18 protein-coding genes are annotated in these 20,673 nt (G+C 69.2%); 9 read left to right on the top strand and 9 right to left on the bottom strand.

Features of this window, described 5'->3' with window-relative positions; genetic code table 11:
* Positions 1–2: 2 nt before the first annotated feature.
* The 6 genes from QTI20_RS06560 to QTI20_RS06585 all read left to right on the top strand — a co-directional run bounded on the left by QTI20_RS06560 (position 3) and on the right by QTI20_RS06585 (position 8,812).
* Positions 3–1,748 (top strand): long-chain-fatty-acid--CoA ligase, encoded by a 1,746-nt coding sequence (locus tag QTI20_RS06560; RefSeq protein WP_286549110.1) that lies wholly within the window; start codon positions 3–5, stop codon positions 1,746–1,748.
* 144 nt (positions 1,749–1,892) lie between these two features.
* The gene (locus tag QTI20_RS06565) at positions 1,893–3,095 is read left to right on the top strand and encodes an acetyl-CoA C-acyltransferase (RefSeq protein WP_286549109.1); all 1,203 of its coding nucleotides are present in this window, start codon (positions 1,893–1,895) and stop codon (positions 3,093–3,095) included.
* A 26-nt stretch (positions 3,096–3,121) separates the two neighbouring features.
* Positions 3,122–5,212: a 3-hydroxyacyl-CoA dehydrogenase NAD-binding domain-containing protein gene (locus QTI20_RS06570; RefSeq protein WP_286549107.1), complete on the top strand. Its 2,091-nt coding sequence runs from the start codon at positions 3,122–3,124 to the stop codon at positions 5,210–5,212.
* An 84-nt stretch (positions 5,213–5,296) separates the two neighbouring features.
* Positions 5,297–6,490, top strand: a complete 1,194-nt coding sequence (locus QTI20_RS06575) for an acyl-CoA dehydrogenase family protein (protein ID WP_286549105.1) — start codon at positions 5,297–5,299, stop codon at positions 6,488–6,490.
* A 10-nt stretch (positions 6,491–6,500) separates the two neighbouring features.
* Entirely contained in the window at positions 6,501–7,637 is a 1,137-nt protein-coding gene (locus QTI20_RS06580; RefSeq protein WP_286549104.1) for an acyl-CoA dehydrogenase family protein, read from the top strand.
* Positions 7,638–7,765: 128 nt separating this feature from the next.
* The gene (locus QTI20_RS06585; RefSeq protein WP_286549102.1) at positions 7,766–8,812 is read left to right on the top strand and encodes a porin; all 1,047 of its coding nucleotides are present in this window, start codon (positions 7,766–7,768) and stop codon (positions 8,810–8,812) included.
* 80 nt (positions 8,813–8,892) lie between these two features.
* Here QTI20_RS06585 and QTI20_RS06590 read toward each other — a convergent pair whose 3' ends face one another.
* The 5 genes from QTI20_RS06590 to QTI20_RS06610 all read right to left on the bottom strand — a co-directional run bounded on the left by QTI20_RS06590 (position 8,893) and on the right by QTI20_RS06610 (position 12,796).
* Positions 8,893–10,131 carry a TetR/AcrR family transcriptional regulator gene (locus QTI20_RS06590; protein ID WP_183025729.1) on the bottom strand — a complete coding sequence of 413 codons (1,239 nt, stop codon included), beginning with the start codon at positions 10,129–10,131 and terminating at the stop codon, positions 8,893–8,895.
* Between the two features lie 117 nt (positions 10,132–10,248).
* Positions 10,249–10,923, bottom strand: a complete 675-nt coding sequence (locus QTI20_RS06595; RefSeq protein WP_286549100.1) for an alpha/beta fold hydrolase — start codon at positions 10,921–10,923, stop codon at positions 10,249–10,251.
* Complete coding sequence (locus QTI20_RS06600; RefSeq protein WP_286549097.1) at positions 10,920–11,900, bottom strand: alpha/beta fold hydrolase; 981 nt, start codon at positions 11,898–11,900, stop codon at positions 10,920–10,922. The genes QTI20_RS06595 and QTI20_RS06600 overlap by 4 nt, the downstream gene beginning before the upstream one ends.
* Positions 11,901–12,278: 378 nt before the next feature.
* A complete protein-coding gene (locus QTI20_RS06605) occupies positions 12,279–12,566 on the bottom strand; it encodes a hypothetical protein (protein WP_286549095.1) in 288 nt (95 codons plus the stop codon).
* Positions 12,563–12,796, bottom strand: a complete 234-nt coding sequence (locus QTI20_RS06610; RefSeq protein ID WP_286549093.1) for a hypothetical protein — start codon at positions 12,794–12,796, stop codon at positions 12,563–12,565. The genes QTI20_RS06605 and QTI20_RS06610 overlap by 4 nt, the downstream gene beginning before the upstream one ends.
* 62 nt (positions 12,797–12,858) lie before the next feature.
* Here QTI20_RS06610 and QTI20_RS06615 point away from each other — a divergent pair, with 62 nt between their 5' ends.
* Entirely contained in the window at positions 12,859–13,053 is a 195-nt protein-coding gene (locus QTI20_RS06615) for a hypothetical protein (protein ID WP_286549089.1), read from the top strand.
* Between the two features lie 57 nt (positions 13,054–13,110).
* On the opposite strand, the gene QTI20_RS06620 is transcribed toward QTI20_RS06615, so the two are convergent.
* From QTI20_RS06620 to QTI20_RS06630, 3 genes are all read right to left on the bottom strand, one after another.
* On the bottom strand, positions 13,111–13,947 hold the full coding sequence (locus tag QTI20_RS06620) for an enoyl-CoA hydratase/isomerase family protein (RefSeq protein ID WP_286549088.1): 837 nt from the start codon (positions 13,945–13,947) through the stop codon (positions 13,111–13,113).
* A gap of 11 nt (positions 13,948–13,958) precedes the next feature.
* Entirely contained in the window at positions 13,959–16,073 is a 2,115-nt protein-coding gene (locus QTI20_RS06625) for an acetate--CoA ligase family protein (RefSeq protein ID WP_286549086.1), read from the bottom strand.
* 222 nt (positions 16,074–16,295) lie between these two features.
* Positions 16,296–17,234 (bottom strand): LysR family transcriptional regulator, encoded by a 939-nt coding sequence (locus QTI20_RS06630; RefSeq protein WP_286549083.1) that lies wholly within the window; start codon positions 17,232–17,234, stop codon positions 16,296–16,298.
* A gap of 168 nt (positions 17,235–17,402) precedes the next feature.
* Here QTI20_RS06630 and QTI20_RS06635 point away from each other — a divergent pair, with 168 nt between their 5' ends.
* Positions 17,403–18,383 carry a Bug family tripartite tricarboxylate transporter substrate binding protein gene (locus tag QTI20_RS06635; protein ID WP_286550981.1) on the top strand — a complete coding sequence of 327 codons (981 nt, stop codon included), beginning with the start codon at positions 17,403–17,405 and terminating at the stop codon, positions 18,381–18,383.
* Between the two features lie 31 nt (positions 18,384–18,414).
* Positions 18,415–19,956 carry an acetolactate synthase large subunit gene (locus tag QTI20_RS06640; RefSeq protein WP_286549080.1) on the top strand — a complete coding sequence of 514 codons (1,542 nt, stop codon included), beginning with the start codon at positions 18,415–18,417 and terminating at the stop codon, positions 19,954–19,956.
* Between the two features lie 9 nt (positions 19,957–19,965).
* Here the strand turns inward: QTI20_RS06640 and QTI20_RS06645 are convergent, their stop codons facing one another.
* Positions 19,966–20,637 carry a helix-turn-helix transcriptional regulator gene (locus QTI20_RS06645; protein ID WP_286549078.1) on the bottom strand — a complete coding sequence of 224 codons (672 nt, stop codon included), beginning with the start codon at positions 20,635–20,637 and terminating at the stop codon, positions 19,966–19,968.
* Positions 20,638–20,673: the final 36 nt, after the last annotated feature.

Below are 20,673 nucleotides of genomic sequence, written 5' to 3' on the forward strand. Positions count from 1 at the left end.
CCATGCCTGCCCAGACCTTCCCCGAGTTCAGCACCAATTACCCGCTGCTGCTGACCACCTTCATGAAGCGCCCGGTGCGCTACTACCCCGACCAGATCGGCGTGGTGTACCGCAACCACGTGACGGGCGACTACCAGCGCTTCACCTGGCGCGCCTGGTACGAGCGCGTGTGCCAGCTGGCGCATGCGCTGCAGGGCCGGCTCCAGATCCAGCCGGGCACGCCCGGCGCGCTGGGCGACCGCGTGGGCACCATGGCCTACAACACCCACCGCCACCTCGAGCTCTACTACGCCGTGCCCTGCATCGGTGCCACGCTGCACCCGATCAACATCCGGCTGTCCGAGGACCACATCGTCTACACGATCAACCACGCGCAGGACACGGTGATCTTCGTCGACGACGTGGTGCTGCCGTTGCTGGAGAACATCTACGAGCGCATCAAGGACACGGTGAAGGTCTTCGTCTACATGTCGGACAAGCCCGGCCTGCCCGAGACAAAGCTGCCCAACCTGATCGAGTACGAGACGCTGATCGCGGGCGAGGCCAAGACTTTCGACTGGCCCTACCTGGCCGAGGACACCGTCGCCACGCTGTGCTACACGACCGGCACCACCGGCCAGCCCAAGGGCGCGAACTTCACCCACCGCCAGCTCTACCTGATGACGCTGCACGGCATGGCGCGCCAGAGCATCGTCAACACGCCGGGCTTCGTCGCGGTCGAGCGCCTGGGCGAGAACGCGGTGCCCATGCTCAACACGCCGCTGTTCCACATCCACGGCTGGGGCGCGCCCTTCACCACGGTGTTCAGCGCGCAGAAGGTGGTGCTGCCCGGCACCTTCACCGTGCGCGGCTTCTGCGAGCTGGTCGACCGCGAGAAGGTCACCTCGGTGGGCATCGTGCCGACCATCGCGGCCATGCTGCTGGAGTTCAAGGACTTCGACAAGTACGACCTGAGCAGCCTGGTCAACGTGGGCGTGGGCGGCGGCGCGCTGCCGCTGGGCCTGAAGACCAAGCTCGAGAAGGCGATCCCGCATTTCCGCGCCGGCTCGGGCTACGGCATGACCGAGACCGCGCCGGTGTCGATCGGCGCCTTCGTCAAGAAGCACATGGTGCAGTGGCCCAAGGAGGCGATCGACGAGGTGATGGTCAAGACCGGCCTGCCGTCGCTGGGTCTCGAGGTCGAGGTGGTCGACGGCCAGGGCGTGCCCGTGCCGTGGGACAACAAGACCGTGGGCGAGATCGTGATCCGCGGCCCCTGGGTGATGAAGGAATACTACAAGGCGCCCGAGCGCACCGCCGAGGTCTGGTACGACGGCTGGTTCCACACCGGCGACCTGGCCAAGGTCGACGAGGAGGGCTTCGTGATCATCGCCGACCGGCTCAAGGACGTGATCCGCAGCGGCGCCGAGATGGTGCCCACGGTGCTGCTCGAGAACCTGATCGCCATGGCCGATTTCGTGGTCGAGGCGGCGGTGGTCGGCGTGCCCGACCCGGTTTGGGGTGAGGTACCGATGGCGCTGGTGAGCCTGCGCCCGGGCTCGGACGCGACCGAGAACGACGTGGTGGACTTCCTGGTCACGCACGGCGTCGACACCGGGAAGATCACCAAGTGGATGCTGCCGCGCCTGGTGGCGATCACGCCGGCGATCCCCAAGACCAGTGTCGGCAAGTACAACAAGAAGGCCATCCGGGACAACCTGCAGCAGTTCCTCGCGACCGCCAAGGACACCACCCGCCAGCCAGCCTAAGCGTTTCATGGCGGGCTGAAGAGCCCGTCCTTTTTCCACTCAGCGATGGTTTTTCAGGGCGCCCCGCGCGGGCGCCGGGGAGGCCTTGCGCCGAATTTCTCTGATCGACGTTTTTTCTCATTCATTGATTGACAGGAGCCAGACATGCGTGAAGCCGTGATCGTTTCGACCGCCCGTACCCCCATCGGCAAGGCCTTTCGGGGTGCGTTCAACAACACCCAGGCGCAGGAGCTCGGCGCCCATGCGATCTCGCATGCGGTCCAGCGCGCCGACATCGACCCCGCCTTGATCGAGGACGTGGTGATGGGCTGCGCGGCCCAGCAGGGCACGAGCGGCGGCAACACCGCGCGCCAGAGCCTGCTGCGCGCGGGCCTGCCGCAGACCGTCGCGGGCATGACCATCGACCGCATGTGCTCCTCGGGCCTGATGGGCATCGCCACCGCCGCCAAGCAGATCGTGGTCGACGGCATGCAGGTGACCGTGGGCGGCGGCCTGGAGTCGATCTCGCTGGTGCAGTCGGGCAAGCCGAACACGCACCGGGCGCGCGACCCCTACCTGCAGGCCAACATTCCGCAGCTCTACATGGCGATGATCGAGACGGCCGAGATCGTGGCCGAGCGCTACGGCATCTCGCGCGAGGAGCAGGACGCCTATGCGGTCGAGTCGCAGGCCCGCACCGCCCAGGCGCAGCGCGAGAAGCGCTTCGACGCCGAGATCGCGCCCATGTCGACGGTGATGACGGTCACCGACAAGGTCTCCGGCGCGGTGTCGGAAAAGCCCATGACCATTTCGGCCGACGAAGGCAACCGCCCCGGCACCACGCTGGAAGACCTGCAGAAGCTCAACCCGGTGTTCAAGGACGGCCAGGTGGTCAAGCAGGGCCGCTTCATCACCGCGGGCAATGCCTCGCAGCTGTCCGACGGCGCCTCGGCCATGGTGCTGATGGAGGCCCAGGAAGCCGAGCGCCGTGGCATGGCGCCGCTGGGCGCCTACCGCGGCATGGCGGTGGCCGGCTGCAACCCCGACGAGATGGGCATCGGGCCGGTGTTCGCGATCCCGAAGCTGCTCAAGCTGCATGGCCTGTCGATCGACGACATCGGCATCTGGGAGCTCAACGAGGCCTTCGCCTGCCAGGTGCTCTATTGCCGCGACAAGCTGGGCATCCCCAACGACCGGCTCAACGTCTCGGGCGGCTCGATCTCCATCGGCCATCCCTTCGGCATGTCGGGCGCGCGCATGGCCGGCCATGTGCTGATCGAGGGCAAGCGCCGCGGCGCCAAGTACGGCGTGGTGACGATGTGCGTCGGCGGCGGCATGGGCGCGGCCGGGCTGTTCGAGATCTATTGAGCCACCGCATTCCACAGGAGACATCCATGGCGAAGATCAACAACGTGACGAGCTACTCCACCATCGACGGCGTCGGTGTGATCGTGCTCGATTCCCCGCCCGTCAACGCGCTGTCGGCGGCGGTGCGCGACGGCATCCACACCGCGGCGCAGTCGGCGATCGCCGACCCCGCGGTGAGCGCGATCGTGCTGCGCTGCGACGGCAGCACCTTCATCGCCGGCGCCGACATCACCGAGTTCGGCAAGCCGCCGGCCGGCGTGGGCCTGGCCGAGGTGCTGCGCGTGCTGGAGGATTCGCCCAAGCCGGTGGTGGCCGCGATCCACGGCACGGCGCTGGGCGGCGGGCTCGAGACCGCGCTGGTGTGCCACTACCGCATCGCGGTGCCCAGTGCACGCATGGGCCTGCCCGAAGTGAACATCGGCCTGCTGCCCGGCGCGGGCGGCACGCAGCGGCTGCCGCGCATCGTCGGGCCCGAGGTGGCGCTGGAGCTGATCACCTCGGGTGCGATGGTCAAGGCCGCCGACGCGCTGCAGAGCGGGCTGATCGACGAGCTCGCGCCGGAAGACGACCTGCAGGGCGCGGCCATCGCGCTGGCCCGGCGCGTGGTGGCCGAGAAGCGGCCGCTGCGCAAGGTGCGCGACCTGAACGAGAAGGTCGAGGCCGCGCGTGCGCGCCCCGAGATCTTCGACGCCTTCCGCCAGGCCAACGCGAAGAAGTTCCGCGGCTTCGAGGCGCCCGAAAAGATCGTGCAGTGCATCGAGGCCGCGGTGCGCCTGCCTTTCGAAGAGGGCCTGCAGCTCGAGCGCCGGCTGTTCGCCGAGCTGCTCAAGGGCGAGCAGTCGGCGGCGCAGCGCCACTACTTCTTCGCCTCGCGCCAGGCCTGGCAGGTGCCCGGACTGGCGAAGGACGCGGCGATCCTGCCGGTCAGGACGGTGGGCGTGATCGGTGCCGGCACCATGGGCGCGGGCATCGCGATGAACTTCCTCAACGTGGGCATACCGGTCCACATCGTCGAGACCCGGCAGGAGGCGCTGGACCGCGGCCTGAAGACCATCCGCACCAACTACGAGAACACCGCCAAGAAGGGGCGGCTCAAGGTGGAGGCGATCGAGCAGCGCATGGCGCTGGTCAGCGGCTCGCTGGCGCTGGAAGACCTGGCGCAGAGCGACCTGGTGATCGAGGCGGTGTTCGAGAACATGGAGGTGAAGAAGGACATCTTCGGCCGGCTCGACCGCATCGCCAAGCCCGGCGCGATCCTGGCGTCGAACACCTCGGCACTGGACCTGAACCAGATCGCCTCGGCCACCGCGCGGCCCGAATCGGTGATCGGCCTGCACTTCTTCTCGCCGGCCAACGTGATGAAGCTGCTGGAAGTGGTGCGCGGCGACAAGACCTCCGACAGCGTGATCGCCACCTCGATGCAGCTGGCGAAGAAGATCGGCAAGGTCGCGGTGCTGGTGGGCGTGTGCCAGGGCTTCGTCGGCAACCGCATCCTGGCGCAGCGCCAGCGCGAGGCCAACCAGCTGATCCTCGAAGGCGCGATGCCCTGGGCGGTCGACCGCGTGCTCTACGGCTTCGGCTTCCCGATGGGCCCGTTCGCGATGAGCGACCTGGCCGGCCTGGACCTGGGCTGGAACAAGGAGAAGTCCTCGGGCTCGACTCTGCGCGAGGTGCTGTGCGAGATGGACCGGCGCGGCCAGAAGACCGGCGCCGGCTTCTACGACTACGACGAGAAGCGCACGGCCGTGCCGTCGACGCTGGTCGAGGGCGCGATCCGTGCCTTCGCGCAGAAGAAGGGCATCGCCACGCGCGAGATCTCCGACGAGGAGATCCTCGAGCGCTGCATCTACCCGATGGTCAACGAGGGCGCCAAGATCCTGGAAGAGGGCATCGCGATCCGCGCCTCGGACATCGACGTGGTCTGGGTCAACGGCTACGGCTGGCCGGTCTACCGCGGCGGCCCGATGGCCTACGGCGACGCCGTGGGCCTGCCCAAGGTGCTGGCCAAGATGCAGGAGTTCGAGTCCCGCTACGGGCCGCAGTTCAAGCCCTCGAAGCTGCTCGAGGAACTGGTGGCCAGCGGCCGCAGGTTCAGTGACCTGAACACCACGAAATAAGTCCACGCAACGTCCGCTTCAGAGACGGCCTTCGGGCCGCCTCCGGGGAAGGCTTTGCCCAATTTTTCAACCAAGGAGTCGATCATGGATCTGGAGTACAAAGAGGAAGACCTTCGTTTTCGCGAAGAAGTGCAGACCTTCTTTCGCGAGAACGTGCCCAAGGAGCTCAGCGACAAGGTGCGCGCGCGCCGCCACCTGCAGCGCGAGGACGCGGTGCGCTGGCACAAGATCCTGGCCAAGAAGGGCTGGATCGCGCCGGGCTGGCCGGTGCAGTACGGCGGCACCGGCTGGAGCGCGATGCAGCGCCACATCTGGGCCGAGGAGTACGCGCTGGCCTATGCGCCGCCCACCCTGTCCTTCGGCCTGAACCTGCTGGCGCCGGTGCTGCTGGGCTTCGCCAGCGAGGAGCAGAAGCAGCACTACCTGCCGCGCATCTACAACGCCGAGGACTGGTGGTGCCAGGGCTACTCGGAGCCGGGCGCGGGCTCGGACCTGGCCTCGCTCAAGACCCGCGCGGTACGCCAGGGCGACCACTACATCGTCGACGGCCAGAAGACCTGGACCACCCTGGGCCAGCACGCCGACATGATCTTCTGCCTGGTGCGCACCAGCACCGAAGGCACCAAGCAGTCGGGCATCTCCTTCCTGCTGATCGACATGAAGACGCCGGGCATCACGGTGCGCCCGATCATCACGCTGGACGAGGCGCACGAGGTCAACGAGGTCTTCTTCGACAACGTGAAGGTGCCGGTGGCCAACCTGATCGGCGAGGAGAACAAGGGCTGGACCTACGCCAAGTACCTGCTGGGCCACGAACGCACCGGCATCGCCGCCATCGGCAATTCCAAGCGCGAGCTCAAGGTGCTCAAGCGCCGCGCCACCCAGGCGCAGCGCAACGGAAAGCCGCTGCTGCAGGACCCGCATTTCGCCGCCCGCATCGCCGACGTCGAGATCGAACTGATGGCGCTGGAGATGACCGCGCTGGGCCTGGTGGCCGACGGCGCGAGCAGCAAGATCGGCCCCGAGGCCTCGCTGCTCAAGGTCAAGGGCACCGAGATCTCGCAGGCGATCAGCGAGATGCAGCTCGAGGCCGCCGGCCCGGGCGGGCTGGCCTTCGACCCCGAGTACCTCGACGGCAAGCGCGCGCATGCCGTCACCGGCCAGGACGACATCGCGCCGCTGGCCGCGCACTACTTCAACCTGCGAAAGATCACGATCTTCGGTGGCTCCAACGAGGTCCAGCGCAACGTGATTTCCAAAATGATTCTGGGCCTTTAAGGAGACGACCATGGACTTCCGCCTTTCCGAAGAACAGCAGCAGTTTTCCGACTCGCTGCGCCGCTGGATCGAAAAAGACTACGCCTTCGAGGCCCGCCAGAAGATCATCCATTCCGAGACCGGCACCTCCGCCTCGGCCTACGCCGCGCTGGCCGAACTCGGTGCGCTCGCGCTCGCGGTGCCCGAGGACGCGGGCGGCATGGGAGGGAGCTCCGAGGACCTGATGATCGTGATGAAGGAGATCGGCCGCGGCCTGGTGGTCGAGCCCTATTTCGCGACCGTGCTCGCGGCCGAGTTCCTCAAGCTCGGCGGCGCCCACCCGGCGCTGCTGGAGCGCGTGGCCACGGGCGACGTCAAGCTGGCCTGCGCGCTCAGCGAGAACGGCGCCGACCACGAGCTGTCCAACATCGGCACCCTCGCGCGCCAGGACGGCGAGGGCTTCGTGCTCGACGGCGCCAAGTGCGCGGTGGTGCACGGCGGCCAGGCCGAGGGCTTCGTGGTCTCGGTGCGCACCGGCGGCGAGCAGCGCGACCAAGCGGGCATCACGCTGCTGTACGTGCCGCGCAATGCGCCGGGCCTGACGGTCACCGACTACCGGACCTTCGACGGCCAGCGTGGCGCCGACCTGCGCTTCGAGAAGGTGCGCGTCGCCGCGTCGGATGCCATCGGCCCGGTCGGGCAGGGCTGGGAGATCCTCGAGGCCGTGACCGACTTCGGCGTGGCGCTGCTGTGTGCCGAGGCGGTCGGCGCGATCGAGGCGGCCAACGCGCTCACGCTCGACTACCTCAAGACGCGCAAGCAGTTCGGCGTGCCGATCGGCACCTTCCAGGTGCTGCAGCACCGCATGGCCGACATGTACATCCATCAGGAGCAGGCCCGGTCGATCACGATCCTGGCCGCGGTCAAGGTCCAGACCGCCTCGGCGGCCGAGCGGCGCAAGCTGGTCTCGGCGGCCAAGGTGCGTGTGGGCAAGGCCCTGAAATTCGTCGGCCAACAGGCCGTTCAGATGCACGGCGGAATGGGCATGACCAACGAGATGTCCATCTCACATTACTTCAAGCGGCTGACCGCCATTGAGATGACGCTGGGCAACACCGACTTCCACCGGAGTCGCTTCATCAGTCAGCCCGAGTTCGCGGCGCACTGATTTTTTTCTCGTTGTCACGCGGCTGGGCCAGCGCCCGGGAAGACCGCGAGTGCGGAAGCGCTTGCTGGGCTTTCCGGGGCTGGCCTTTGTCCATTTGTTCGCATCGATTTCAGTCAAGGAATTTCGTGATGAAGAAAATGGTGGTGACTTGGATGGTGTTGGCGGCCTCGGCCGGCTCTGCGCATGCGCAGTCGTCGATCAGGTTCTCTGGCTCCGTCTACGGTGGGTTGGGTCTCAACAGCGGAGGGGATGGCGTGGTGCGCACCGCGCTGACCGGCCCCTCGTCCTTCATGTTCAGCGGCCGGGAGGACCTGGGCGGCGGGCTGGCGGCGATCTTCAAGCTCGAGAACGGCTTCAATGCCGACACGGGCACGATGGCCAGTGCGACGGGCCTGTTCGACAAGCAGGCCTTCGTCGGGCTGCAGGGTGACTGGGGCACGGTGCGCGCGGGCCGGGTCTACACGCCGGCCTTCGCCACGCTGGCGCTGGTGGCCGACCCCAGCGGCACCTACTCGGTGCTGACCAGCACGAACCTGATGGAAAGCCATGGCGTGCGCTTGAACAACGGCGTGATCTACAACACGCCGGGCTTCGATCCCTGGACCTATGCGCGCAGCGGCTTCTACGGCGCGGTGGCGCATTACTTCGGGGAGTCGACCGAGGGCAGTTCGCGCAACAACGCGACCGGCTGGAACGTGGGCTACGGCGAGGGGCCGCTGGTGGTCGAGCTGTCGCACCAGGCGACCAACGCCTACACCTCGGTGACGCAGGACGTGGACTCGCGCAGCACCATCGTGGCGGCCAACTACGACTTCGACGTCGCGCGGGCCTACATCGCGTACTCGGAGAACTCGGCGCGCAACGCCGTGGGCGGCATCAGGACCAAGGACAACAACGACCTGCTGCTCGGGGTCTACATCCCGATCGGGGTGTCGGCGGTGACCGTCTCCTACGTGCGCAAGAACGACAAGATGCCGGTCAACAACGATGCGTCGGTGATCGGTGCGACCTACGACTACTTCCTGTCGAAGCGCACCAAGTTCACCGTCGGCTACGCGAAGCTGCACAAGAAGAACCCGGCGAGTCCGCAACGGCTGGCCAACGGCTACACCGGCACGACCGCGGCCAATGGCGGCACCTCGGCGGTGACGCTGGGCATCACGCACCGGTTCTAGGACCGCTCCTCCGCCGGCATTCCGATCCAGGTCTGCCGGCGGTCTTCCGAGCCGGCGTCAGGCCCGCCCGGGCGCGCGGCTCATTCGTTGCAGATGCCGTAGAAGAGCGGCTTCAGGTAGAGCGTGAGCGCTTCGCTCTTCTGGGAGCCGGGCACCCATCGGTCCAGCGTCATGGCGCCGTTGATCATCCCGACCACCATCCAGGCCGCGATGGCCTGGTGCGTGGGACGCAGCGAGCCGTCCATCATGCCGGTGGCCAGGAAGTCCATGACCGTCTGCGTGAGCTGGCGCAGCGGCTGCACCTGGTCGTAGAACTGGCTGAGGTTCGACAGCTCGGTCCAGGCGGTGATGCGCAGCAAGGGCCCGCGCGGCGAGAAATGGTGGCTGACCAGCGAGCGCGCCAGCGCGGCCAGCTTGTCACCGCCCGTGCCTTCGCCGCTCAGCGCGGCGGCCTGCATGCCCTCGACCACCGCCAGCGTGCGGCTCACGCATTCGGCGAACAGGTCGTCCTTGCTCGGGATGTGGTGATAGAAGGAGCCCTTGGTCACGCTCATGCGCGCGGAGATCCGGTCGATCGACGCGCCGTTGTAGCCCACCTCGTTGACCAGGCCGATCGCCGCCGCGAGGAAGCCCGGGTTCGAGGGCTCGGGCAGGCTGATCGAGGACACGCGCTGGTCCAGCTCGGTCGGCGCCCACACCGTGCCCGGCGCGACCAGGCCGTTGATCAGCACGTCGCACATGTAGGCAGCCACGCGTTCGTAGGAAGAGACGCTGAAGTTGGGCAGCCAGGTGCGGGTCCACAGCGTGGAGGTCAGCAGCAGGTGCGTGCGCGCGTTCAGCGACATCCGGTTCTCGGAGGTGACCGGGCCGGTGGCCAGCAGGCTGCGCACGCGCCGGAACATGTCGCTGTAGCCCGAGAAGATGATCTTGGTGTACGAGGCGTCGAGCTCACCCACGTCGCGGAAGGACATCATGGCCGGATAGCGGCCCTCGGTGGCGGCGGCGACCCTTTTCCAGCGCTCCATCACGAACCGGGTCACGCGCTCTTCGGGCGTGGCGGCCGTGGCGCACTGGCTGGCGATCGTCGAGATGGTGCTGGTCGTGTGCATCAGGCACTCGAAGACCAGGTCTTCCTTCTTCTTGAAGTAGTAGGTGATGCTGTTGGTGCTCAGCCCCACCTGTGTCGCCACTTCCGCGAGCGTCGTGCCCTTGAGGCCGTTCTCGTCGAACAGCTTGGCCGCGGCATCGAGGATGGCCTCGCGCTTTTGTTTGTAGCGTCCCGTCATGCGGTCGCCGGCTTCAGCGGATGGTGAATGCATGGTCGCGAGTGAAGGGGGTGGCGATCGGGTACCGGCGGGGATGGCGACGGTGAGGCGGCATTCTAGGGGTGACGCTGAGGGGCGCGTGGAGACGGGGATGCGCAGCGATGGCAGGCCTCAGGCATGCGAGGGATGGCGCGGCGCGGCCGCGTACGCGCGCCAGGCGCCCTGGGGGGCGATGGGCTGGCAGCCCAGCAGGTCGATCACGGCCCGCAGCCAGGGCGGCTGCTCGCGCGTGCAGACGGTGATCGGGTGCGGCAGGTGCGAACCCTGCGAGGCCAGGTGCGCGAAGTGCGCGGCGTACTCGGGCGGCCGCGCATCGGTGGCGAGCTCGGCGATGGCGAAGGGGTCGGGCGGAGCGGGCTGGGCGGTGTCGACCAGCGGGATGTAGGGGGTGGAGGCGCTGCAGGTGCCGGCCATGCCGGGGCCGTCGAGCAGGATGGCCCCGCGCACGAGCGCGGGTCGGGCGCCGGCGATGAGCAGGGCGATGTAGGCGCCGAGGCCGCGGCCGCAGACGGTGGCGGGGCCGAGGTGGGCGAGGGCGATGTCGACGTCGCCCATGAGGACCTCGCAGCTGTAGCCGCCGCCGGCGGGGATGGACGACAGGCCGTGGCCGGTGAAGTCGAGGGCGTGGACGGCGCCGGGCCATCCCTCGTGGGCGGCGGCGGGGTGGGCGGCGTGGGACTCGCCCAGGCCGTGCAGCAGCAGCAGGGGATGGGCGCCGGGCTGCGTGGCGGGGCGCAGCGGGTGCAGGGCCAGGCGGATGCGTCCGTGCGCGAGGAACTCGGTCATGGGCGAAGCAGGAAGTCGGTGACGAGCTCGGCGGTTTCGCGCGGGCGCTCGATGTGGATGAAGTGCCCGGTGTCGGGCATCGCGATGCCGCGCGCCGAGGCGGGCAGGTAGGGCGCGAGGTCCTCGAGGTGGCAGTCCCAGCCCATGGGTTCGTCGACCGTGCTGAAGAGCGCCAGCAGCGGCACCGGGAAGCCCGGCAGCCGGTCGGTCATCCAGCGCGAGCGCATGGCGCCGAAGCCGCCGGGGCGGATGGCGGGGTCGAGCTTCCAGCGCCAGCCGTCGGCGTCGTGCTGCGCGCCCTGCGTGACCAGGTAGCACAGCCACTCGTGGCTCAGCCGCGGGTTCATGCGCGCGCGCCGGCGCGCGATCTCCTGCAGCGGCGAGGGCTTGCGCGCGGCCGAGCCGGCCGTGTGACGATGGGCCAGCCAGCTGCTGATGATCTCGGGCGACATGTAGCGCCGTTCGTGCATCGCGGTGTCGGGGTGCGGGCTGCGAAAGGGCATGCCGTCGATGCAGGCGAAGCGCGTGAAGCGGTGCGGCAAGGCCTCGATGGCATGGATCAGCAGCGAGCCGCCCTTGCTGTGGCCGATCACCGGCATCGGCTGGCGGGTGATCGAATCGGCCACCGTCAGCAGGTCGCGCTCGTCGGCGACCCAGCCGTAGAGCGCCGCATGCGAGGAGTCGCCATGGCCGCGCTGGTCGTAGGCCACCACGCGAAAGCCCGCGTCGGCGATCAGCGGCGCGAACACGTCGAAGGTGCGCGCGAAGTCGAGCGCGCCATGCACCAGCAGCACCGGTGGCGCATCGGGCGCCCCCCATTCATAGCAGGCCAGGCTCACGCCATGGGCGTCGACACGGCGTTGCCGGTCGGGCGCGCGGGCGCCGGGAAAGTCGAAGAAGCGTGCGTCCTCCGAGGCCATGGTCGGCAACGCGGACGGCGGTTCGATCACTGCCGCGGACTGGGTGAAAGAAGGCATGTGTGGGGTTGGTGGTATGGATGACTCTGGGCGAGAGTCTCGCATAAAGGCCGAATGAAATTGCTGATTGTGACGGTGACAATTTCAGTAATTTACTCGATGAGTACGATTATTGGTGTTGATGGTATGGAACTATTTGGCATTCTGCAAATGCGATGGCGTGCGCCGCCGCGCATCGGGCGATGCGGCGGGGGTGTGGGGAATCAGGGGAGGGGGCGCCGACCGGGCGTCGGGGAACGGCGGGGCTGCGCCCTGACCGTTGGCCAGGGGCTGCCGCAAGAGCGGGGATGGGGCGCTGCCTGGAGGAGAGGCAGGCCGATGGCGGGGGGCTTCCCTGGGCGGCTCCCGCGGGCCGCCCGGAAATCAGGAGGCTGGGGCTCAGCCCGGACGGACCTCGAAGTAGGCCTCGTCGGCGCCGCCCAGGTCCCGGAAGCCGGCCATCCTGGCCTTCTCGTAGGCCTTGGGCCAGGCGCTGGCCAGGGCCAGCTCGTCCGCCGACAGCTCGTCGGCGCCCGATTCCGAGGCGTTCATGTAGGCCTTCAGCACCAGGCCCAGGTCCTCGCCCAGGGCCTTCTCCAGCGCGACCCGGAAGCGTTTCTCGGCGGTGGCGATGCCCTCGGGCGGGAGGCCCGGAAATTCCCGGAGCCGGATGGTGGTTTCGATCATGAGGAGTCCTTGGGTTGGAATCGGCGCGCGGCGTCGGCCGCCACGATCTCCACCGGCCCGATGCCGGCGTAGACGAGCTGGCCGCTGTCGCGCTCCACGATGCGCACCCGCTCGCCCTGGGTGCTCACCAGGTAGCATTCCGGCGCCAGGTCGAGCCGGATCTCTTCGGTCACGGTCGGTCCGAGCCAGGACGGCATCCGCAGCAGGGTGAGGTGGGGACGATCGGTCATGCAGTGGCAATGAATTGTGAAATTAACTGTATGAATATACAGCTTTTCGCTAGACTCACGCCATGCATTCCATACCTGAAACCGAATGGGTCGCGACCTGCGCGCACCGGCTGCAGCGGCACTGGCGAAGCGTCGACCCCCTGGAGCTGGAGGCCCTGGCCGCCGAGCTCGCGCACGACGAGCGCCTGCGCGCGATGCTGCCCACGCTGGCGGCGAGCGAGTGGCTCAAGCCGATCGAGCCGATCGAGCCGGCCTGAGGACTGCGTGCCGATGGCGCGCCGGCCGGGAGGCTTCCGGCGCGACGCCCAGTCCACTCAGGCCACGGCGAACTTCTCGTCGCGCCACTTGAACGCGGCCTTGAGCCCGCGCTCCTGCGCGATGCCGAAGAACTCGCGCTTCTCTTCCGAGTCGAGCAGGTGGATCAGCGCGAACATCTCCGCGCCGTAGTCGATGGTCGACTGGAAGCCGCGCATCTCGTAGCTGCGGTTGAGCGTCTGCTTGTTCATCTGCATTGCATCGGGCGCGATCATCGAGAACCGCAGCGCCAGCTTCTGCGCCTCTTCCAGCAGCGTGGCCGCGGGCACCACGCGCGTCGCCAGGCCGGCCTCGCGCGCCTCGTGCGCGCCGATGCGGTCGCCCGTGAGCATCAGCTCCTTGGTCTTCTTCATGCCCACGATCCACGGCATGATCATCAGCGGCGGGGCCGACTGGAACTGGATCTCGGGTTCGCCGAACTGCGCATCGTCGGCCGCGAGCGTGATGTCGCAGGCCATCGACAGTTCGCAGCCGCCGCCCAGGCAGAAGCCGTTGACCGCCGCGATCACCGGCAGCCGCGAGCGCCAGATGCGCAGGAAGGTGTCGTTGCCCATGCGCGCATGCTCGCGCCAGTCCTGGACCGTGGTGAACGGCTTCTCGCGCGGGCTCAGGTCGAAGCCTGAACTGAAGGCGCGACCCTCGCCGGTGATGACCAGCGCGCGGATCTCCGGGTTCTGTTCGAGCGCGTCCAGTGCATGCTGCATCTCGAGCAGCAGATCGTCGCCCAGCGCGTTCATCTTGTCGGGGAGCGCCATCGTGAGGGTCGCGACCCAGCGGTCGATGTCGAGCCGGATGCAGCGGTAGGCGTGGGTGGTTTCGGAGGTCGGGAGGCTCATGGTTCTGGCTTTCAAGGTTGGCAGGGAACGATCAGCGCGTCGAGCGCGCAAGCGCCTTGCCCCTCGCGGAGCACGGCAACGGGGTTGAGTTCGATGGCTTCGATGACGTCGGCATAGGCCCGCGCGATCTCGCTCACGCGCACGACCATGGCCTCCAGCGAGGCACGGTCCGCGGGCGGGGCACCGCGGTAGCCGGCCAGCAGCTTGGCGGCGCGCGTGCGGTCGACCTGTTGGCTGGCCTGCACGGCGCTCACGGGGGCGAGCGCGAAGGCGCTGTCGTTCATCAGCTCGACCAGCACGCCACCGGCACCGACGACGATGCCCGGCCCGAAGGGGCGGTGCTGCGCCGAGCCGACGATGATCTCGATGCCGCCGCGCACCATCTCCTGCACCACGACGCCGTCGATCTGCGCGTCGGGGCGGTGCCGGCGCACGCTGTCGAGCATGCGGTCGAAGGCCTGTGCCACGGCCGCCGCGCTGTCCAGCGACAGCGCCACGCCGCCCACGTCGCTCTTGTGCGCGATGTCGGGTGAGTCCACCTTGAGCACCACCGGAAAACCGATCGCCTCTGCCGCGCGCACGGCGGCCTCGGCGGTGGCCGCGCTTGTTTCTCCGGTGGTGCGGACGCCGTGCTCTCGAAGGAAGCGCTTGGCTTCGCTTTCCGACAAGGGTGTTCCCTTGGCCAGGCGCGCATGCCAGGCGGGTTGCGCGTCGACGCCGGGGGCCAGCGCCGCGGGCGCGGGTGTCCAGCGGTGCCATTCGAGGTAGGCGCGGATCGCGACCAGCGCCGGGCGCGCGCCCTGCAGCACCGGCACCGGCGTGCCCTGCAGCGGCGCGATGGTCGCGGGGTGCAGCGGGCCGGCCACGTTGCTGTAGAAGACCACGGGCTTGGCGGTGCTGCCGTCGATCTCCGCGGTCGATTGCGCGAGCTTGCCGTAGCCGTGCGCCGCGCCGTCGCTCAGGCCGGCCGGGCAGTCCTGCGACACGGCCACCAGCCCGATCGCCGGGTCGTCGAGCAGCGCGCGCATGGCGTGCCGGTAGACCTGCGGGTCGGACAGCGCGGCGCTCGTGGCGTCCAGCGGGTTGGCCGGCGTGGCGAAGGCGGGCAGGATCTGCGTCAGGGCCGTCTTGGTGGCCGCGCCCAACGGCGGCAGCTGCAGCCCCAGCTCCTGCCCGAGGTCGCAGGTCAGCGCCACCTCGCCGCCGCTGATGTTGATCACGGCCAGGCCGTCGTTGGCGGGCGGCTTGCGCAGCGTGTCGAACAGCACGCAGGCTTCGACCAGTTCGTCGAGGTCGTCGACCACCACGATGCCGGCCTGCCGGAAGAATGCGCTGGCTGCCGTGTGCGAACTCGCGAGCGAACCCGTGTGCGCGGCCGAGGCTGCCGCCCCCATGGCGGTGCGGCCGACCTTGAGTGCCACGACGGGCTTGCCGGCCGCGCGCATGCGCGCGACGGCCGCAGCCAGCCGGTCGGGCCGGCGCACGGTCTCGAGGAACAGGCAGGCCAGGCGCGTGTTCGGGTCGTCGGCGAAGTGGCCGAGGTAGTCCTCGACATCGAGGCCCACGCTGTTGCCCATCGAAACCACCTGGTTCAGCCCGAAGCGGCCGGTGCCGCTGAGCGCGATGCAGGCCGAACCGGAGTGCGCGGCGATCGATACGCCGCCGCGCGGCGCATCGACGGCCAGCGGCGCGCTGTAGAGCGCGAAGCGGCGGTGCAGGTTGCGCACGCCCAGCACGTTGGGGCCGCAGACCTTCATGCCGCTGCGGTGGCAGAAATCGGCCAGCGCGCGCTGCAGCCGTTCGCCCTGTGCACCGGTCTCGGCGAAGCCGCTGGCGAACACCACCGCGGCCTTGGTGCCGCGCGCGGCCGCCTGTTCGAGCACGGGCAGCACCTTGTCCGCGCCGAGCGCGATGGCCACGCATTCGGGGGCCTCGGGCAAGGCATCGAGCGTGGCGTGGCAGGTCAGCCCCGCGAGTTGCGATTCGCTCGGGTGGATGGGGTAGATGCGGCCTTCGTAGCCACCGCGCAGCAGGTTGTCGAGCACGCGTTGTCCCAGCGCGCCGGCGCGCGGCGAGGCGCCGACGATGGCGACGGAGGACGGGTCCAGCAATGCGTTGAGCGTCATGGGGCGCTCCCCCCCGTCGTTCGCGTCGACGCTTTCGCGCACACGGCGGTGCGTCGGTGTCGGGGGTGTCTGCTCGGCAGGATGGCCTTTGGCACGGTGATCTCCTTCGTTCGTTCGCGGGACATCCGCGGCAGAGGGAAATCTAGAAGCCGTGACCGGCATCGGCAAGCATCGATTTATCGCCTGTGCGTTCTCGTTTCGAGAACGCGAGGCGCGGCCACGTCAGCCCGGTGCGGTGCCCGACTCGAGCACGTCGGCGATGCGCGCGAGCATGGTGGTGCTCGCCGCCGACAGCGTGCGGCCGCGCCGCGTGCAGCACGCGAGCAGCTGCGGCGCGATGTTGCCGTCGCGCAGCGGCAGGTACACCACGGGTGACGACCGGGTGTTCGACGCGAACACCTGCTGCGTCAGGATGGCGATGCCGATGCCCGACTCCGCCGCCGAACGCATCACCTCGTAGGAGTTGGTGGTGAGCGCGACCTGGGGGGCGAGCCCGGCCTGCGCGAACATCTTGTCCAGCGTCGCGCGCAGCGCCAGCGACGTGTCGGGCATGACCAGCTCATACGGCGCGCAATCGCGCAGCCGCAGCGCACGGCGCGTGGCCAACGGGTGGTTGCGCCGCACCATCACGCAGACGCCGACGTTGAGCCGGGCCGCGAGCGTCAGGCTCTCGTGCGGCGGCGGATTGAAGGCCAGGGCGAAGTCGATCTCGTCGGCCAGCACCATCTCGACCAGCCGCGGCGAATGCGCGGTGGCGACGTGGTACTGGATGCCCGGGTGGTCGCGCCGGAACTGCGTGAGCACCCCCGGCAGCAACTCGCGCCAGATGCCTTCGTTGGCGCCGAAGTTCACGGTGCCGCGCCGCAGGCCCTGCAAGGCATCGATCTCGCTGCCGGCGGCGCCGAGTTCGGTCATGGCCCGCTTGAGGCGGTAGAGCAGGATCTCTCCCGCGGCCGTGAGCCGAAGGCCCTCGCGCCCGCGGCCTCGCTCGAACAGCGGCGAGCCCATCTCTTCCTCGAGGTGCTTGACGTGCCGGTTGATGGCCGAGGCGGCCACGTGCACCTGCGCCGAGGCCTTGCGGAAGGACCCGGCCTTGGCCACCTCGAAGAAGTAGCGCAGCGAGAGCGGATGCTTGAGCGGGACGAAGGATTCGCGTGTCATGGGCGCCTTGGGTGGGGTGGAGGACGGTGACGAAACGCCGGCATCGTAGTGCTGTTCGCGTTCTCGGTGCGAGAACGCAAATGTGCGGAATCGGTGATTGCCGAGATACGGGCCGGGGTCTAGATTTCGTGACGCCCCAGAAGCGCCTCGAAAGGAGCAATCGTGAACATGGAGACTTTTTCCCCTCGCCGCCGGCACGTGGTGGGCGCCATTGCGCTGGCCCCCCTTGCCGCCATGGCGCAGAAATCCGGCTGGCCCGACCGGCCGGTGCGGCTCATCGTCGGCTGGCCTCCCGGCGGCAGCGCCGACGTGGTGGCGAGGCTGCTGGCCGAGCCGCTGGGGCGCCGCCTCGGCCAGCCCGTCGTCGTCGAGAACCGCGCCGGCGCCAGCGGCCGGATCGGCGCGCAGCAGGTCGCGCGCTCGGAGCCGGACGGCTACACGGTCCTGTTCGGCGCGCCGTCGGAACTGACCATCGCGGCGGCCACGGTGCTGTCGTTGCCCTACGACCCCTTCAAAGACCTGCAGCCGGTCACGCAGGTCGTATCGGGCGCGTTCATGCTGGTGGCCCAGGCGAACTTCCCGGCGGCCTCGGTCGGCGAGCTCGTCAGTTATGCGAAGTCGAATCCCGGCAAGCTCAACTACGCCTCCTACGGCAACAACACCACCAACCACATCTACGGCGCGCAGTTCTGCGCCGCCGCGGGCATCCAGGCCACGCACGTGCCCTACAAGGGCGGCGCGCCGGCCTGGAACGACATGATGGCCGGGCAGGTGCAGTTCATGTTCGACAACGCTGCGGTGCTGATGCCGCTGGTGCGCGCTGGCCGGATGAAGGCGCTGGCGGTGCTGTCGCCCGAGCGCATCCGCCTGTCGCCCGGCACGCCGACCATGGCCGAAGCAGGCTATGCGGAGATCGGCATGCGGTCGTGGCTGGGCCTGCTGGTGCCCGCGAAGACCTCGCCGGCCATCGTCAAGCTGTTGCACGACGAGGTGGCGGCCGTGCTCGCGGCGCCCGAGTTCGCGGCCCAACTCGAGGAGCGCGGCATGCCGGCCCACGGCAGCACGCCGGCCGAATTCGCGCAGGTGCTCCGTTCGGAGACCGCCACGCTGAAGGCGCTGGTGCACAAGCTCGGGCTCAAGCTCGAATGAGCCGTCTTCTGCACGGCCCGAAGGGGGCGCGGTGAACGGCGCCGAGGCCTTGCTGCGCACGCTGTGCGCGGCGGGGGTCGACAGCTGCTTCTCGAACCCGGGCACCAGCGAGATGCACTTCGTGGCGGCCATGGACCGGGTGGCCGGCATGCGCGGCATCCCGGTGCTGGCCGAGGGCGTGGCGACGGGCGCCGCGGACGGCTACGGGCGCATGGCGCGCAAGCCGGCCGCGACCCTGCTGCACTGCGGGCCGGGGCTGGCCAACGGCATCGCGAACCTGCACAACGCCCGCCGTGCACGCTCGCCGGTGCTCAACCTGATCGGCGACCTGTCGCACGCGCATCGGCCGGCCGATCCGCCGCTGGCCTCCGACATCGAAAGCCTGGCGCGCGTCGTCTCTTCGTGGACCCGCGTGGCGCGCGACGTGCATGCGGTGGCCGGCGACGGCGCAGCGGCGGTGGCCGCGGCCATGGGCGCGGGCCAAGGCATCGCGAGCCTGATCCTGCCCTCGGATGTCTGCTGGACCGAAGGCGCGCAGCCGGCCGTCCCGCAGGTCGCGGCGCCTGCATCCGCGGTGGCGCCATCGGCCATCGCACAGGCCGTGGAATGGACCGCGCTCGGCGCGCAGACCGTGCTGCTGCTCGGCGGCGAGGCCCTGCACGGCGAGGCGCTCGCGTTCGCAGGCGCCATCGCGCGGCGCACCGGCGCGCGGCTGATGGCGGAAAGCGCCATCGCCCGCATCGAACGCGGACGCGGCAGGCCCGCGGTGGCGCGCGTGCCCTATGCGCCCGCGGCGGCCATCGAGGCGATGGCGAGCGTGGGCAAGCTGCTGCTGGTCGGCGCGCGCCGGCCGGTGTTCTCGTTCGCGGGCCCCGACGGCCGGTCTCGGCCCGAGCGGCCGGAACTCGAGGTCGCCGTGCTGGCCCATGCCGAGGAGGACATTCCCGATGCGCTGGCACGCCTGGCCGCCGCGCTGGGCTGCGCGCCATCGCCGCCGCACGCTGCGTCGGCCGAGCAGGCGCTGCCCGCCACGGGCGCGGTGACGCCGGCATCCTTCGTCCGGTCGCTGGCCGCACTGCTCCCCGAAGCCGCCATCGTGGTCGATGAGAGCGTGAGCTTCGGGCGCGATCTCTTCCCGCACATGGGCGGAGCGGCCCCGCACGACTGGCTGCAGCTGACCGGCGGCGCCATCGGCTCGGGCATGCCCATGGCCACCGGCGCGGCCGTGGCCTGCCCGGGGCGCCGGGTGGTGAACCTGCAGGCCGACGGCTCGGCGCTCTACACCGTGCAGTCCTTGTGGACGCAGGCGCGCGAAGGGCTGGACGTGACGACGGTGATCCTCTCGAACCGGCGCTACGCGATCCTGTTCGACGAGATGCGCCGCGTGGGTGCCGCCGCATCGCGCACCGCCAGCGAGCTGCTGAGCCTCGAGCGGCCGGAGATCGACTGGCTTCGCATGGCCCGGGCCTTCGGCGTGGAGGCCGAGCGCGCGGACACCATGGCGGCCTTCAACGCCGCCTTCGGTCGTTCGCTGCGTGCCCGCGGGCCGAGGCTGATCGAACTCGTGCTGTAGGCGCGCGTTCTACGCGGCGCGGCGCTTCGCCGCCGGTTCGATGCGGTAGGCGCAGCGCCGCGCGCCCGCCAAGATGTGTTCGACGCGGCTGACGCTCACATCGGTGCCCAGCACGTCCTTGAAGAGTTGCAGTTCACTGCGGCAGAAGCCGGTGCAGGCCTGTGCCGCGGTGCAGATCGGGCAATGGTTCTCGATGAAAAGAAAGCCCTCGTCCTCGGGCCTGAACTCGGCCATGTAGCCTTCGCGGCTGCGGATCTCGGCAAGGCGTTCGAGCCGCGCCGAGAGGCTGCGCGCGCCGCGCATGGCTGCCGTGTAGTCGGCGCGCATGACCTGCTCGCGTTCGCCGATCAGTTGGTTCATGCCCTGCGGGCCGAAGACCTTGATCACGGCGCTGATCATCTGCACCGTCATCTCGGCGTGGGTGTCGGGAAAGCGCTGGTGGCCTGCACCGGTGAGCCGCCAGATCTGCGTGGGCCGGCCGCGGCCGCTGGGCCGGCTCTCGGCGTCGACCAGGCCCTCGGCCTCGAGCTTGGCCATCTGCTGGCGCACCGCTTCCACCGTGACGCCCAGGACCTTGGCGATGTCGGGAATGCCGAGCGCGCCGCGGGTCTTGAGCGTGGTGAGGATGCGGTCGGCCGGCTGGTGCGGCGTCCAGGCGGGCTTGGCATCTGGGGCGGACATGGCGAGTTCCATCGTGGAGGACAACAGCACCCATTG

Origin of the sequence: Variovorax sp. J2P1-31 (assembly GCF_030317215.1) — a bacterium.
Classification (GTDB): Bacteria; Pseudomonadota; Gammaproteobacteria; order Burkholderiales; family Burkholderiaceae_C; genus Variovorax.